Origin of the sequence: Actinomadura spongiicola (assembly GCF_003432485.1) — a bacterium.
GTDB classification, from domain to species: domain Bacteria; phylum Actinomycetota; class Actinomycetes; order Streptosporangiales; family Streptosporangiaceae; genus Spirillospora; species Spirillospora spongiicola.
In genome coordinates this window covers 18,131-30,560 of sequence record NZ_QVNQ01000008.1, presented here as the reverse complement: position 1 = coordinate 30,560, position 12,430 = coordinate 18,131, and the positions used below count along the sequence as shown (strand labels likewise).

9 protein-coding genes are annotated in these 12,430 nt (G+C 73.5%); 5 read left to right on the top strand and 4 right to left on the bottom strand.

The features are described from left to right. The first annotated feature begins 42 nt into the window (after positions 1-42). Entirely contained in the window at positions 43-1,500 is a 1,458-nt protein-coding gene (locus D0T12_RS24350; protein WP_117402019.1) for an LVIVD repeat-containing protein, read from the top strand. Positions 1,501-1,527: 27 nt separating this feature from the next. Here D0T12_RS24350 and D0T12_RS24345 read toward each other — a convergent pair whose 3' ends face one another. Together D0T12_RS24345 and D0T12_RS35970 are read right to left on the bottom strand one after the other, a co-directional pair. Next, on the bottom strand, positions 1,528-2,841 hold the full coding sequence (locus tag D0T12_RS24345) for an aromatic acid exporter family protein (protein ID WP_117402018.1): 1,314 nt from the start codon (positions 2,839-2,841) through the stop codon (positions 1,528-1,530). A gap of 59 nt (positions 2,842-2,900) precedes the next feature. Continuing rightward, positions 2,901-3,449: a CGNR zinc finger domain-containing protein gene (locus D0T12_RS35970; RefSeq protein WP_199487673.1), complete on the bottom strand. Its 549-nt coding sequence runs from the start codon at positions 3,447-3,449 to the stop codon at positions 2,901-2,903. 38 nt (positions 3,450-3,487) lie between these two features. On the opposite strand from D0T12_RS35970, the gene D0T12_RS34960 reads away from it, so the two are divergent. Beyond that, entirely contained in the window at positions 3,488-3,700 is a 213-nt protein-coding gene (locus D0T12_RS34960) for a hypothetical protein (RefSeq protein WP_147339616.1), read from the top strand. On the opposite strand, the gene D0T12_RS24335 is transcribed toward D0T12_RS34960, so the two are convergent. Further along, positions 3,697-5,142 carry a glutamine synthetase family protein gene (locus D0T12_RS24335; RefSeq protein ID WP_199487672.1) on the bottom strand — a complete coding sequence of 482 codons (1,446 nt, stop codon included), beginning with the start codon at positions 5,140-5,142 and terminating at the stop codon, positions 3,697-3,699. The two genes, D0T12_RS34960 and D0T12_RS24335, sit on opposite strands and share 4 nt — an antisense overlap. A 106-nt stretch (positions 5,143-5,248) precedes the next feature. Between D0T12_RS24335 and D0T12_RS24330 the strand changes: the two genes are divergently transcribed. Genes D0T12_RS24330 through D0T12_RS24320 form a run of 3 tightly spaced genes read left to right on the top strand, consistent with a single transcriptional unit; the run spans position 5,249 to position 11,114 of the window. Next, the gene (locus tag D0T12_RS24330) at positions 5,249-6,340 is read left to right on the top strand and encodes an amidohydrolase family protein (RefSeq protein ID WP_199487671.1); all 1,092 of its coding nucleotides are present in this window, start codon (positions 5,249-5,251) and stop codon (positions 6,338-6,340) included. An 11-nt stretch (positions 6,341-6,351) separates the two neighbouring features. Beyond that, on the top strand, positions 6,352-7,737 hold the full coding sequence (locus D0T12_RS24325; protein ID WP_199487670.1) for an FAD-dependent oxidoreductase: 1,386 nt from the start codon (positions 6,352-6,354) through the stop codon (positions 7,735-7,737). A gap of 35 nt (positions 7,738-7,772) precedes the next feature. Further along, positions 7,773-11,114, top strand: coding sequence for a DUF4132 domain-containing protein (locus D0T12_RS24320; RefSeq protein WP_117402016.1), 3,342 nt, complete (start codon positions 7,773-7,775; stop codon positions 11,112-11,114). Here the strand turns inward: D0T12_RS24320 and D0T12_RS24315 are convergent. After that, a complete protein-coding gene (locus tag D0T12_RS24315; RefSeq protein WP_117402443.1) occupies positions 11,111-12,382 on the bottom strand; it encodes a tetratricopeptide repeat protein in 1,272 nt (423 codons plus the stop codon). The two genes, D0T12_RS24320 and D0T12_RS24315, sit on opposite strands and share 4 nt — an antisense overlap. Positions 12,383-12,430 lie beyond the last annotated feature (48 nt).

The following is a 12,430-nucleotide window of genomic DNA, read 5'->3' as shown; positions in this document are numbered from 1 at the left end:
CTCAGACTGGCGGCTGCGAGCACCCTCATTCGTGGAGGTGGGATGTCTCTCCGCACATCCGTCAACGTCAGGCGCTTCGTCCAGGGCGGCGGCGCGGTCGTGGCGTCCGTGGCCCTGCTGGCCGCCGGGACCGCCTGGGCGTGCCCGCCCGAGTCCGACCAGAGCGCGCGGACCGCGTCGGGGGCCGCGTCCGAAGCGGAGGGCACGAGCGGCTCCCGCCATGCCGGGCACTACCACCGGGCGCCCAGTGTGCGGACCGAGTCGGAGGCGATCAAGGGCGTGCGGCGCGTCGGCGGGGTGTCCGACGCCAAGGGCGCCATCTCGCTGATGTTCATCGACTACGGCAAGGGGCACCGGAACAAGCGGACGATCATGTACGCGACCGGCCAGTTCGGTGTGAAGGCCTACGACATCACCGCCGACCCCCGCGTCCCCAAACTCGTCGGGCAGCTGAACATGCCCGGCATGTGGGAGACCGAGGACACCGACTTCGACCCCGAACGGAAGATCATCTATCTTTCTCGGGACCCGCGTGCGTTCAACGGCAACACCCAGACCGGTGAGTCCGGCATCTACGTCGTCGACGCCTCCAACCCGGAGAACCTGCGGCACCTCACCTACGTGAAGGTCCCCGCCGGGCACACGACCACCTGCGTGAACGACTGCCGGTACCTATGGACGGGCGGTCCCGCGAAGGCGAACTGGATGCCCGCCGACTGGGGCGGACGGCCCGTCTGGGTCACCGACGTCCGCGACCCGGCCCACCCGAAGGTGTTCGAGGACCCGATCGACACCGGCCGCAACGACGGCAAGACCGACTACACCCACGACATCCAGGTCGACTCCGACGGCGTCGCGTGGGCGTCCGGGCGCGGCGGCGTCCGCGGCTATCACACGTCCGGGAAGCACTACGACCCGGTGCTGAAGAAGAAGCGCGTGGCCACCGCGTGGAACCCCGTCCCGTACGCGGGCGGAGGGCTGGACGAGGCCACCACCAACTCCACCTTCATGCACAACAGCTACCGCGCGGTCGGCCGCACCCGGAAACAGGCCGCCGACCCGCGCCGGTGGGGCAACGGCAAGCTGCTGTACGTGACCGAGGAGACGTTCAACGAGGGGTGCGCCAACGACGGGCTGCTCGTCATCTCGTCGCTGGAGGGCTCCTACGACGGCCAGGGCTGGCGATCCACCCCGCAGGACCCGTTCCGGCTGCGCACCGTCGGCACCTGGGGCGTCGCGGGCAAGGAGGGCAGCGACCCGGCGAGCGACGACTGCTCGGCGCACTACTTCGACGTCCGTGACGGCGTTCTCGTCCAGTCGTTCTACGCGCAGGGCACCCGGTTCCTGGACGTCCGCGACCCCACGAACCCCAGACAGCTCGCGTACTACCGGCCGTCCGACGCGTCGTCCTGGCAGCCGTACTGGCACGGCAAGTACGTGTACGTCGCCGACAACACGCGCGGCATCGACGTCCTGGAGCCCACCTTCCGCCGCCGCTGACCCCGCCGCCGACCTCGCCGCCGACCTCTAGGGCCGCCGGTCCGGCTTGCCGGACCCGGCGGCGCGGCGGAGCTGGTGCCCGGCCTGCTGGACGACCTGGACCGGCCGCGCGGGCAGGTGCCGGGACGCGCCGCGGTGCCGCCGCCAGTGCTCCCGGGCACGGGCCCGGTGCTCGACCCGCAGGTTCTCGATGAGGCGGTCGACGTCCATCGACACCTCTCCGTACAGCGGCCACAGGTCCCCGGCGGCGGCCCGCTCGTGCAGCCTGCGGGCCAGCCGGGCGCGGCGCTCCCTGGCGACGTCCACGCGGACCTCCAGGTCGTGTTCGGCGAGGAACGGCCGGGCGTCGCGGGTCAGGTCGGAGCGGGCCAGCCTGCCGTAGGCGGCGATGCTGGCGGCGATCCCGGCGAGGGCGTCGCCGAGCTCGCGGCGCAGGACCGGGTCGGTCAGCAGCCGTCCCTTCTCCCCGAGCCGCTCGTCGTCGGCGAGCGACCGGGTGAGGCCGCGCAGCGACAACGTGAAGTGCTCCATCGTCTCCATCGCGTTGCGCAGCGCGACGCCCGCGTCGATGAGCCGCCGCGCCTGCGTGCGCGGGTTGAGCCGGACGCTCTCCTCGGCGGCGCCGAGCTCCTGGTCGGTGCGGCCGATCTCGCGGGCGAGCCGCTCGGCCGCCTCCTGCCAGCGGGCCGCCTCGTGCTCGGTGCGCTCGCCCCGCAGCCCGTCGGCGATGTCCTCGATCAGCGCGCGCAGCTTCTCGGCGATGTCCTGGACGGCCTCCTCCGCCGGGCGGACCCGCACCGACGGCGCGAGCAGCGTCGCGACCAGACCGGTGGCGGCGCCGAGCAGCGTCTCCAGGATCCGCTCGGCGGCGCCGCTCTCGCTCGCCGCGCCCAGCGCGAAGATCAGCATCGCGCTGATCGGCGCCTCCATGACGTGTTCGCGCAGGCGCAGCACATGTCCGATGACGAGCGCGACGAGGATCGTCAGGCCGAGCGTCCACCAGGAGAACCCGATGGTGCTCGCGGCCATCACCGCGACCAGCACCCCCGCGGTGACGGCGATGACCCGCAGGATGCTCGCCCGGATCGTCTGGTAGACGGAGAACTGGATGACGAGCAGCGCGGTCAGCGGCGCCAGCAGCGGCCTCGGCACGCCGTCCGGCAGGACGGCCAGGGCCAGCAGGTACGCCGCGACGGCGGTGAGCGTCAGCCGGGCGATGCGGTCGGCGTCGGACCAGACCTCGCGGTTGCCGAGCGGGATGGCGACGCGCAGCGGCGAACGCGCGGCGTCGTCGCCCCGGCGCGGCCGGGCGGTCCGGCGGCGGAAGGACACGAGTCGCATCCCGGTGTCATGCCCGCCCGGCGGCAATGTTTCGGCAAAAGTCGGATCTGCGGCGCAGATCACCCTCGGCGGCGGGCGCGGAAGGCGGCGACGTTCGTCCGGTTCGCGCACGGCTCGGAGCAGAAGCGGCGCCGCCCGGCCCGGGACGTGTCGGCGTAGACCCGGACGCAGCCGTCCGCCGCGCACACGCCCGTCCGGCTGAGGCCGTGCTCGACGATCAGCTCGGCGAGTTTCATCAGCGTGGTCGCGCGGAACCGGTCCGGGAGCCGGGACGACGGCGGCGCGTAGTGCATGTGCAGCCCGTGCGGCTCGTGGTCGGACAGGTGCGGGTGCATCGGGATCTGCAACATGAGGCCGTTCAGCAGGGCCATCGCGTCCTCGACGCGGTCGGCCTGGAAGAACGGGCGCAGGGTCCGCCCCCAGACCCGGAACTCCTCGGCGTCGGAGTCCCGGAACTCCTCCCAGAAGAACTCGTTCTCGCGCAGGATCCGGCGCAGCGCGTCCGCGGAGTCGTCGCCGCCGATGACGGCGTTGACCAGCGCCGCCGCGGCGGCCACCCCGTGACTCTTGTAACCGGTGATCCGCATCGCCGTGCCCTCCGGTGGCATGTCACGCGTGTAAATGTCATACTAGTTAGAACCATTACATGCTTCCAGGGGACGCGGTGCAGGACTGCCCAGGCTGCGGCTGGCCCGATTCCGACGTGTACGAGGTGCTCTCGCGCCACCTGACGTCGGAGGGCGTGGTGACGTACACGCGCTGCGCCTGCGGGGAGACACAGGTCCGCGTGCAGCCGTTCGAGCCCGGCACCGTCGTGGCCGCCCGGCGTGGTGACGCCCCTCCATCGGACGCGTCCTAGTGGCGCCAGCGGGTGGCGGCGGCCACCTGTTCCGGCGTCGCGCCGTCCAGCAGCGCGATCTCGCCGCGCCGCACGGCCGCCACGGTGTCGATCACGGCCTCGCCGAGCGCGTCCCGCAGGACGGTGTCCGCCTCGAACGCCGCGACGGCCTCCGGCAGCGACTCCGGCAGCCGCCCGATGCCCCGGGCGGCGCGCTCCTCGTCCGACAGCCCCGCCGGGTCGACGCCGATCGGCTCCGGCAGCCGCAGCTCGGTGCCGAGCCCGTCCCGTCCGGCGGCCAGCGACGCCGCCAGCACCAGATACGGGTTCGCGGCGGCGTCGAGACACTTGACCTCCAGGTTCGCCGCGTCGGCCTGCTCGCCGTCCGCGCCGGTGACGAACCGCAGCGCCGCCTCCCGGTTCTCCCGCCCCCAGCACGCGAACGCGCCCGACCAGTGCGACGGGACCAGCCGCAGATAGCTCGCCACCGACGGCGCCCCGATCGCCAGCAGCGCCGGGAGCCGCCGCAGGATCCCCGCCGCGAACGCCTCCCCGGCGGCCGTCATCCCGCACGGGCCGTCACCGCCCGCCATGGCGTTCACCGGACCGGACGCCCCGGCCCGCCGCCACAGGCTCAGATGGACGTGCGCGCCGTTGCCGACCGAGTCGGCCTCGACCTTCGGGGAGAACGTCGCCGCCAGACCGTGCTCCATCGACACCGCCCGGATCGTCTCCCTGACCAGGACGGCGGTGTCCGCCGCGCCGACCGGGTCCTCGGCCACCACCGACACCTCGTACTGCCCGGCCGCGTACTCGGGGTGCAGTTGCGCGACCGTGACGCCGGTCGCCTTCAGCGCCGACAGGAGATCCCGGAGATACCCGGCCAGCTCGGTGACCCGCGTCATCCCGTACGCGGGCCCGCGGCACGCGGGCACGAACGCGTCACCGTCGCCCTTCGGCCCGTCCTTCAGCGACACGGCCCACTCGATCTCGAAGGCGGCCCTGACGGACCAGCCGCCGTCGGCGAGCCGTTCCGTCTCGCGGCGCAGCAGCGCCCGCGCGTCCAGGGGGTGGACGGTGCCGTCCTGCGCGTACCGGAGCGCCGGCGCCTGCGCCCACCCGGGCAGCGCCGCCATCGGACGCAGTCGGCTCAGGTCCGGGTGCAGCCGCAGGTCCGAGGAGGGGCCGCCGATGTACTTCCCCGACGTGATCGAGTCGTCCAGCAGGAACACGTCGAACACCGGGGACATCCCGACGCCCCAGGTCGCCGCGTGCTCCAGCCGCTCCACCGGAACCGTCTTGGTGCGGGTGATGCCGCTGACGTCCACCCAGGTCAGCGCGACGGCCACGATGTCCTGCCCGGCCAGCCTCCGCGCCGTCTCGGCCGCGCGGGCACCGAGCCGTGCGCGGAGGTGCTCGTCGAGCCGATGCTCGGCGAAGTCGGTCTCAGCGATCTGTTCCACGGTGCTCGCTCCGATCGGAGTGACGTCGGCGTGACGGGACGACGACGGGGGACGTCCCCTACGGCATCGTAGAGAGACCAGCCCCTGTTCAGGGAGGAGACGGGCCGTGCTCGCGTACTTGGAGTCGCTGCCGTTGGTCGACCACCACTGTCACGGCGTCCTCGACCGGGACCTCGACCGCGCCGCGTTCGAGGAACTTCTGACCGAAGCGGACACCGCGGGCCCGATCACCCTGTTCGACACCCAGGTCGGGTTCGCGGTGCGGCGCTGGTGCCCGCCCGTCCTGGACCTGGACGCCCACGCCGAGCCGGACGCCTACCTCGCCCGCCGCGCCGAACTCGGCGCCGCGGAGGTGAACCGGCGCTTCCTGGACGCGGCCGGGCTGGAGGCCCTGTGCGTGGACACCGGATACAGCCCGCAGGCGATCCTCGACCCGCCGGACCTCGGGCGCCTCGCCGGCGCCGCCGCGCACGAGATCGTCCGGCTGGAGGCCGTCGCCGAACAGGTCGCGGGCGACGGTGTCGCCGCCGCGGAGTTCGCGGACGAGGTCCGCGCCCGTGTACAGGTGCACGGCGCCGTGGGCGCGAAGTCGATCGCCGCGTACCGGGCAGGGCTGGAGTTGTCGGGCGAACGGCCGTCCGAAGCGGAGGTCACGGCGGCGGCCGGACGGCTGATGAGCGACCCGACACCGCGGGTCTGCGACGAGGTCCTGCACCGATTCCTCGTGTGGTGCGCGGTCGACGCCGGGCTGCCGGTCCAGTTCCACGTCGGCCTCGGCGACGTGGACGCCGACCTGCGCCGCGGCGACCCGCTGCTGCTCATCGACCTGCTGCGCGCCATGGACCCCGTGCCCGCGATGCTGCTGCACAACTACCCGTTCCACCGGAACGCGGGCTACCTCGCCCAGGTGCTCCCGAACGTGCACGTCGACGTCGGCCTCGCCACCCACAACCTCGGGCACCGCGCGCCCGCCCTGATCGCCGAGCTGCTGGAACTCGCGCCGTTCGGGAAGGTGCTTTACTCGTCCGACGCGTTCGGGTTGGCCGAACTGTACTTTCTGGGCGCCTTGCTCTTCCGGTCCGGGCTCGCCGGGTTCCTCGCCGGAGGAGTGGACGACGGCGCCTGGACGGCGGGGGACGCCCGACGCGTCGCCGGGCTGATCGCGTCCGGCAACGCGCGCCGCGTCTACGGAATCTGAGGGGGATGCGCATGGCCGCACTCGAACGGCTGCTCGTCATCGGAGGGGACGCCGCGGGGATGAGCGCGGCATCCCAGGCCCGCCGCCGTCGCGGGCCGGACGACCTGGAGATCCTCGTCGTCGAACGCGGGCACCACGTGTCCTACTCGGCGTGCGGCATCCCGTACCACGTCGGCGGTGTGGTCGACGACGCCGACAGCCTCATCGCCCGCACCCCCGCCGAGTTCCGCGACCGTGACATCGAGGTGCGGCTGCGCGCCGAGGCCGTGGAGATCGACGTGTCCGGCGGGCGGGTCCGGGTCCGTGACCTCGAGGACGGCACCGAGCGCTGGGAACCCTACGACGACCTCATGGTCGCGACCGGCGCCGTCCCCGCGCGGCCGCGGCTGCCCGGGGCGGACGCGGAGGGCGTCCACGGCGTCCAGGTCCTCGACGACGGGATCACGCTCCGCCGGATCATCGACCGGGAGGCGCCACGGCGGGCGGTGGTCGTGGGCGGCGGTTACATCGGCCTGGAGATGGCCGAGGCGCTCGTGCGGCGCGGCCTGGAGGTGTCCCTCGTGGACGCCGCCGACCAGCCGATGCGCACCCTCGACCCCGACATGGGCGCCCTCGTCGCCGACGCGCTCCGCGGCGTCGGCGTGGACCTGCACCTCGGGGAGCCGGTCGAGGGCTTCGACACCTCCGCGGGCGGGCGGGTCACCGCCGTCCGCACCGCGGGCCGCACGCTGCCCGCCGACCTCGTCGTCCTCGGGCTCGGCGTCCGGCCGGGCGCCGACCTGGCCCGCGCCGCCGGGATCGAGACCGGTCCGACCGGCGGCATCGTCACCGACCGGCGGATGCGGACCCGCACCGAACGGGTCTGGGCGGCGGGCGACTGCGTCGAGACCCGGCACCTCGTCTCCGGCGGCCCCGTCGCGATCGCGCTCGGCACGCACGCCAACAAGCAGGGCCGCGTCGCCGGGATCAACCTCGGCGGCGGCTACGCCACGTTCCCCGGCGTCGTCGGCACCGCCGTGTCCAAGATCTGCCGGGTGGAGGTCGCGCGCACCGGCCTGAACGAGCGGGAGGCGGCCGACGCCGGGTTCGACGCGCTCGCCGTCGTCGTGGAGTCCACCACCCGCGCCGGGTACTACCCGGGCGCCACCCCGATGCGGACGAAGCTGATCGCCGAGCGCCGCTCGGGACGGCTGCTCGGCGGGCAGATCGTCGGCGAGGAGAACGCCGCCAAGCGCGTCGACGCGCTCGCCGTCGCGCTGTGGAACGGCATGACGGTCGAGGAGATGACCGGCCTCGACCTCGGCTACGCGCCGCCGTTCGCGCCCGTCTGGGACCCGGTCCTGATCGCCGCCCGCAAGGCCGCCGAGGCCGTCGAACGCGACATGTCCAAGGCGTAGGTCTTTGTCGTTGATCTCCCTTACCGTGTCGGTCCATGAGCGCACGGGGCGGGACCGCCGAGGACACCTGGGAGACGCCGGACGCGTGGCTGCGCGCCCTCCATCCGCGCCGTGACCGTCCGGGGCCCTGGCGGCGGCCGAAGATCGACGCGTCCGCCGCCAGGACGGCGCGGGAGGTCCTCGACGACACCGCCGCGACGGTCGAGAAGGTGCTGGCGCAGCCGGACACACCACCGTCGCTCGCCGAGCACGGCCGCGCCTACCTGAGGGGAGAGGCGACCCCTCTCGGCGCGGCGGTCGTCGCGGGCGTCGTGGTGAACGAGCGGGGCTTGGTCGCGTTCGGCGGCACGGACCCGTTCCGGGACGCGTGGGTGACCGAACACGGGCTGCCGTTCGCCGCGTGCGCCTACGCGCGGCTGAGCCTGATCACGGTAGGCCGCTACCACGTCCCCGCCACGGGGGGATGGGTCGGCGTCAAGGACCGCCGACCCGACGACCATCTCGACGTCTGGTGGGCGGAGAAGAGCGTCGCCCGCCACCTGCGCGCCCTCCTCGCCGCCGCGGACGACGACGTGTACGACGAGGCGGTCGCCGGTCTGGAGCGATGCCGCCGGACGCCCCTGCAGAAGATGGTCGTCTCGTATCTCGTGCCGACCCGGCAGGACTGGGTGGACGAGGTCTGCTCGCTCGCGCCCGGCCTGTCCCTGGAGGGGAACCGAGCGCGTTGGATGCTGCTGTGCTCCCTCGGTGAACCCGGCCGGCTCGCCCGGCTCCCGCTGGTCCTCGACCGCGACGAACTGACCGGCGGCATCGTCCCGACCCTGGTGGACGGCGTCGGTGCGGCGGGCACGGTGCCGGCACTGACGGCGGCGCTCGACAACGCCCACCTCGGCGCCGACCGCGATCGGGCGCTGCTGGGCTTTCTCGCGAACCTGAACTGCGACGAGGCGTTCCAGGCCCTCGTCGACCGGGCCGGCCGCCCCCACGTCCCGGCCGCGCTGGGCGCCGCAGCCCAGCGCTTCCCGGCGCGGGCGCTGCGGCTGCTGGCCCACCGGGCGGGGACGCCCGCCTCGTGCGCGGGCGTGGCGGAGTCGCTGCGGGCCCATGTCCGCACCCACCCCGAACTCGTGGCGGAGATGCTCCCCGGGCTCCCGGAGGAGTCGCGGGCGGCGATCGAGGCGCTCCGCGATTCGGCCGCGCCGGCACCGGAGGCGCCGCCCGGAACGCTGCCGCCGCTGCTCACCGCACCGCCGTGGACCCGCCCCCGAGACAAGGCCAAGCCCGTCGTCATCAAGGACCTGCCCCCTCCCGGCCTGCGCGCCATCGCCTGGAAGCCCGGAGAACGCGACGCCTGGAACACCGAACATCCCTATCTGTGGACCGGGATCGAACGGATGGACTGGCAGACCCGGGCGGCCGCGTTCAGGAAGGACGAACTGCGGGACGAGGACATCGCGTACCTCTTCGCGAAAGGCCCCGAAGACCTGGTGCGCCCCCTCCTCGCCGACTGGGAGCCGTCCGTCTCCTGGGCCGTGGAGGTGTGGATGCCGGCCGTCGTCTCCCGCTTCGGACTGGACGCTCTGAGCGTCGCCGTCTCGGCGGCACGCCGCCGTCCCGCCGAAGCCGGCGCGCTGCTCCTCCCGTACCTGGACGACGAGGTCGCCGTGCTGATGGCGGACTGGCTCGTCCGGCTCAAGCAGGTGGGCAAGACCGCACGGGCCTGGTTCCGGCGGCACGGTCCGGCGGCCGTGCCCGCCCTGCTGCCCGCCGCGCTCGGCCGGTCCGGGAAGGAACGGCGCGCCGCCGAGGCCGCGCTCCGGCTCATCGCCGCCGAGCACGGGCCCGCCGCGGTCGTGGAGGCGGCCCGTGTCCACGACGCCAGGGCGGGCGCGGCGGTCGAGACGTACCTCTCCGCCGACCTGCTTGAGGCCCTGCCCACGAAGATGCCGGTGCTCGGCCCCTGGGCGGATGCGCGGCTGCTTCCGCAGATCTTGCTCCGCGACCGCGCGCACGCCCTCCCGGCCGCCTCGGCGGAGCACGTGTTGACGATGCTCGCGCTCTGCGAACCGGGCGAGACCTACGCCGGCGTGGACGTCGTCCGCGAACTGTGCGACCCCGAGTCGCTCGCCGAGTTCGGCTGGGCCGTGTTCACCCGGTGGGACGCGGCCGGCGCGCCGTCCAGGGAAAACTGGGCACTGACGCAGCTCGGCCTGACCGGCGACGACGAGACCGTCCGCCGCCTCGCCCCGCGGATCCGCGCCTGGCCGAGCCAGCGCGGCAACGCCAAGGCCCTCGCCGGCTTGGACGTTCTCGCCTCCATCGGCACCGACGCCGCGCTCACACATCTTCACGACATCGCGCGGCGCGTGCGTTTCGAGAGCCTCAGGAGCAGGGCGCGGGAGACGATCGAGGAGGTCGCGGCCGCCCTGGACCTGACCGCCGACCAGCTCGCCGACCGCCTCATTCCCGACTTCGGCCTGTCCGCCGACGGGAGACTCACGCTCGACTACGGCCCGCGCCACTTCACCGTCGGCTTCGACGAACGGTTGCAGCCCTACATCACCGATCAGGACGGCAGGCGCCGCAAGAGCCTCCCGAAACCCGGCGCCAAGGACGACCCGGATCTCGCCCCCGCCGCGCACAAGGCCTTCGCCGCGCTGAAGAAGGACGTCCGGACCGTCGCCGACGAGCAGATCCGCCGCCTGGAGGACCGCATGGTCACGCGGCACCGCTGGTCCGCGCACGAGTTCCGGGAGCTTCTCCTTGGGCATCCGCTCGTCCGGCACCTGGTCCGCCGCCTCGTCTGGCTCGCCGACGACGGGGAGAGAACGACCGCGTTCCGCGTCGCAGAGGACGGCACGTTCGCCGACGTGAACGACGACGACCTCGCCCTCACCACCGCATCCGTCAGGATCGCCCACCCACTCGATCTGGGCGGCTCGGTGACCTCCTGGTCCGAGGTGTTCGACGACTACGAGATCCTCCAGCCGTTCCCGCAGCTCGTCCGACCCGTCCACCCTCTGACGGACGAAGACCGCGCGGGCGGCCGACTGTCCCGCTTCGAGGACCTCACGGTTCCCGTGGAGAGGATCCTCGAATTCACGTCGCGCGGCTGGGAGCACGGCCGATCGGAGAGGAGCAACTTCGCACGCTGGTTCCACCGCCGCGTCACACCCGACCACTTCCTGGTCATCCACCTGGACCCGGGCATCTTCATCGCGGCCCCGCACATGGATCCCGTCCAGACCCTGCGGATGGTCGCGCTGACGAGCCACCCCGAGCAGGTCTGGCTGGGCGAGGAACCCTCCGGATCCTTCGCCGACCTCGACCCGGTCACCGCGTCCGAAATCCTCGCCGACCTGGCGACCCTCTCCTAGGCGAAGCGGTTGCTCGGCACCGGGCCGGGGGAGCGGACCGCGTCACGCGGCCCGCTGAGCCAGTGCCCGGCGACCGCGCGGACGAACCCGGCGAGGGCCTCGTCGGGGTCGGGCGGCGCGCCGTCACCGGCCTCCTCGTCCAGTTCCGGGGCGGACCGGATGATCTCGTCGGCGAGTTCCTCCTCGGGCCGCCCGTCCGGCGGGATGGTCTCGGTCTGCCGGTCGGTCGTCATCCGCAGCCGTTCGCCCCACGGCGCCACCACGACCTGGTGGAGCAGCCCGCTGACGTCGGCGCCGATCCCCGGCGGGTCCGTCCAGGACGTCGCGCGTTCGAACAGGATCTGCCCGTCGGCGCGCTGCCACAGCCCCCGAGCGGCGGCCTCGTCCAGGTCGGTGTCGTTCAGGTCGTACGCCACCACCAGGGCCCCCGGACGGCCCGGGTCGAACGGTTCCGCGGGCAGCTCGAACAGGCGAGCCGCCGCGAGCCCCAGGATCCGGCTCGACCGGTCCGGCAGCAGGCCCACCGACGCCGGTCGCCGTCCCGCCGCGTCCAGGATCAGCCGCAGCCGGTCCAGGGCCCGCCTGCACATCGCGAAGCTGTCGGAGGAGTACGCGTACCGCCCCGTCATTCCCTGGTCGTACCCGTAGGGCGAGATGGTGGCGAGGAGACCGCCGCCGAGCACGAAGTGCCAGCCCCGCAGATCCTTGGAGTCCAGGGGACCGGCGGTCCCCGCCGCCCGGGCCCTGCCGAGCATCCGCCCCAGCCGGTCGTGGACGGGCGCCCAGTCGGCGTCGTCCGGCGCGGGCAGGACCGCCGCCTCCCGCTCGGCCCTGGGGACGTCCCCGGCCATCAGCGCGTTGTAGGCGAGCAGGTACCGGGCGGGCCACGGGTCGAGCGAGGCCACGTGCGGTTCCAACGCTGCGACGGCCTCGGCGTGCCGGTTCTCCCGCTCCAGGGCGGACACCAGCTCCATCACCAACGCGGGCTCCTCGGGCAGGATCTCCAGCGCGCGCCGCAGCGCCGGGATCGCCAGGAAGGGCACGCCGCGCTCGATGCAGGCGTACCCGAAGTCGTAGAGCTCCTGCGGTCCGCGGGCGCGGACCATCGCCGCGGCGGCCTCCCGCATGTCGTCGAACCCGGAGCGGGCCGCCGCGCCCTCCATGAGCTCCGCGACCTCGGCCAGGTCCATGCCGTCGGCGTTGAACCGCAGATGCCGGATCAGCCCGGCGATGTCCCCGCTGTCGAGAAGTGCTCGCGCCTCACTCATGATCGGCAACGGTACCGCCCGCGCCGTCCCGACAACACGACAATTCCC

Bases quoted from the DNA above. Each gene is read 5' to 3' on its own strand.
- D0T12_RS35970 (WP_199487673.1), bottom strand. From the start codon at position 3,449: ATGCCACCGGAGGGCACGGCGATGCGGATCACCGGTTACAAGAGTCAC.
- D0T12_RS24315 (WP_117402443.1), bottom strand. From the start codon at position 12,382: ATGAGTGAGGCGCGAGCACTTCTCGACAGCGGGGACATCGCCGGGCTG.
- D0T12_RS24345 (WP_117402018.1), bottom strand. From the start codon at position 2,841: ATGCGACTCGTGTCCTTCCGCCGCCGGACCGCCCGGCCGCGCCGGGGC.
- D0T12_RS24325 (WP_199487670.1), top strand. From the start codon at position 6,352: ATGGCCGCACTCGAACGGCTGCTCGTCATCGGAGGGGACGCCGCGGGG.
- D0T12_RS34960 (WP_147339616.1), top strand. From the start codon at position 3,488: ATGCTTCCAGGGGACGCGGTGCAGGACTGCCCAGGCTGCGGCTGGCCC.
- D0T12_RS24350 (WP_117402019.1), top strand. From the start codon at position 43: ATGTCTCTCCGCACATCCGTCAACGTCAGGCGCTTCGTCCAGGGCGGC.
- D0T12_RS24320 (WP_117402016.1), top strand. From the start codon at position 7,773: ATGAGCGCACGGGGCGGGACCGCCGAGGACACCTGGGAGACGCCGGAC.